The organism is Polynucleobacter sp. 35-46-11, assembly GCF_002281105.1.
Window position 1 is genome coordinate 1 of the sequence record NZ_NCFJ01000494.1, and the last position, 1,856, is coordinate 1,856.

The window sequence follows — 1,856 nt, forward strand, 5'->3', positions numbered from 1 at the left end:
TGTGTGGTGAATTCATCATGGGTGCAGGACCACACCAAGGCAAAAAAGTTGCGTCTGCATTCGAGCTATTACGCAGGCAGGTTCAAGAAACAACGCCTGAGTGGGCAGCCTCAATTACCGGTATTCCAGCTGAGCGTATTAAAAAATTAGCCAATGAAATTGGTCAAGCGGCTTTTGAGCAAGCATTTGAAATGCCAGTGCAATGGACTGATGCCTGGGGTAAAGAGCATCAATCAGTGACGGCGCGACCAGTTGCATTTCATGCGATGCGTGGCCTAGCAGCACATTCCAATGGTTTTCAAACGACGCGCGGTTTGGCGGTATTAATGTCACTGATTGGTACGATCGACAGACCTGGTGGCTTTAGACATAAAGCCCCTTACCCAAGACAAGTTCCTCCAAATGTCAAGCCACCCTCTTCAGAGAATGACATTAAACCCAACACACCATTGGGTAAGGCACCACTCGGTTGGCCCACACAGCCAGAGGATCTTGCGCTAGATAAAGACGGTACGCCACTACGCATAGACAAGGCCTACACTTGGGAGCACCCTCTAGCAGCTCATGGACTTATGCATAACGTGATTACCAATGCCGTCAAAGGTGATCCCTACTCCATTGATACGCTCATGATTTTCATGGCAAATATGTCATGGAATTCCACCATGAATACCATGGAGGTTCGCGATTTATTGAATTCTAAGAACACTGACGGCGAATTCAAAATTCCATTTCTTGTAGTTTGCGATGCATTTCAATCTGAAATGGTTGATTTTGCCGATCTCGTTTTACCCGACACCACGTATCTAGAGCGCCACGATGCAATGAGTTTGCTCGATCGACCAATTTCAGAGTTTGATGGGCCGGTAGATTCAGTGCGTATTCCAGTTCTACCAGCTACCGGCGAGTGCAAACCCTTCCAAGAGGTCTTAATTGAGCTAGCTTCGCGCCTAAAGTTCCCGGCGTTTACCGCGGAAGATGGTAGTCGCAAATTCAAAGACTATCCAGACTTTATTACCCGCTTTGAAACCGCCCCTAATTCTGGGATTGGATTTTTAGCAGGATGGCGCGGTAAAGACGGTGAAAAGAGTCTTCGCGGCGAGCCAAATCCAGATCAATGGAAACGCTACGCTGAAAACAATTGCGTCTTTCATTACAAAATGCCGGTAGAGCATCAATACATGCGCAATTGGAATAGAGGCTATCTTGACTTTAGCAAAGCAAATGCGCTTCGCCAAAAAAATGACCCTATCATGATCGCAATTTATTCGGATATTTTGCAAAAATTTCGATTGGCAGCAAAAGGTCAAAGACCAGGAGCAACTCCTCCAGAGCATCTCAAATCACGAATTGTGAAATATTTTGATCCGCTACCATTTTGGTATCCGCCACTTGAGGATGAGGTTACCGATCTAGAGAAATATAGTTTGAATGCAATCACTCAGCGTCCCATGGCGATGTATCACTCCTGGGATTCTCAAAATGCCTGGCTTAGACAAATTCATAGCCATAACTATCTATATGTAAACACCAAAACAGCACTCGAACATGGCATTAATGATGGCGCCTGGATGTGGATCGAATCACAATGGGGTAAGGTCAAGTGCATGGCGCGTCACTCGGAAGCGGTTGATCCAGGTACGCGATAGGCCTTGACTTGCGGCCACGTTTCTTCTGGTTCATTTTCATCTGCTGCAGCTAATTTGACCCGTACGTCGTACCAACCAGCTTGTCCTGTGATTGGATCCGAATTGCTCACTGAAAATCCACCCAGTGATAGTTCTTCGGAAATGAGGTGATTGAGTAAAAATCCCTTTTTGGATTCATCTGAGCTGGGATCTAGACTCCAAGCAGAC

2 protein-coding genes are annotated in these 1,856 nt (G+C 46.3%); one reads left to right on the forward strand and one right to left on the reverse strand.

Translation table 11 applies throughout. The features are described from left to right. Positions 1-1,649 (forward strand): molybdopterin dinucleotide binding domain-containing protein (locus B7Y67_RS16775; RefSeq protein WP_293599603.1); only part of this gene is annotated, 1,649 nt, incomplete at its 5' end. Here the strand turns inward: B7Y67_RS16775 and B7Y67_RS16780 are convergent. Then, positions 1,616-1,856: hypothetical protein (locus B7Y67_RS16780; RefSeq protein ID WP_293599604.1), on the reverse strand; the 241-nt coding region annotated here is incomplete at its 5' end. The two genes, B7Y67_RS16775 and B7Y67_RS16780, sit on opposite strands and share 34 nt — an antisense overlap.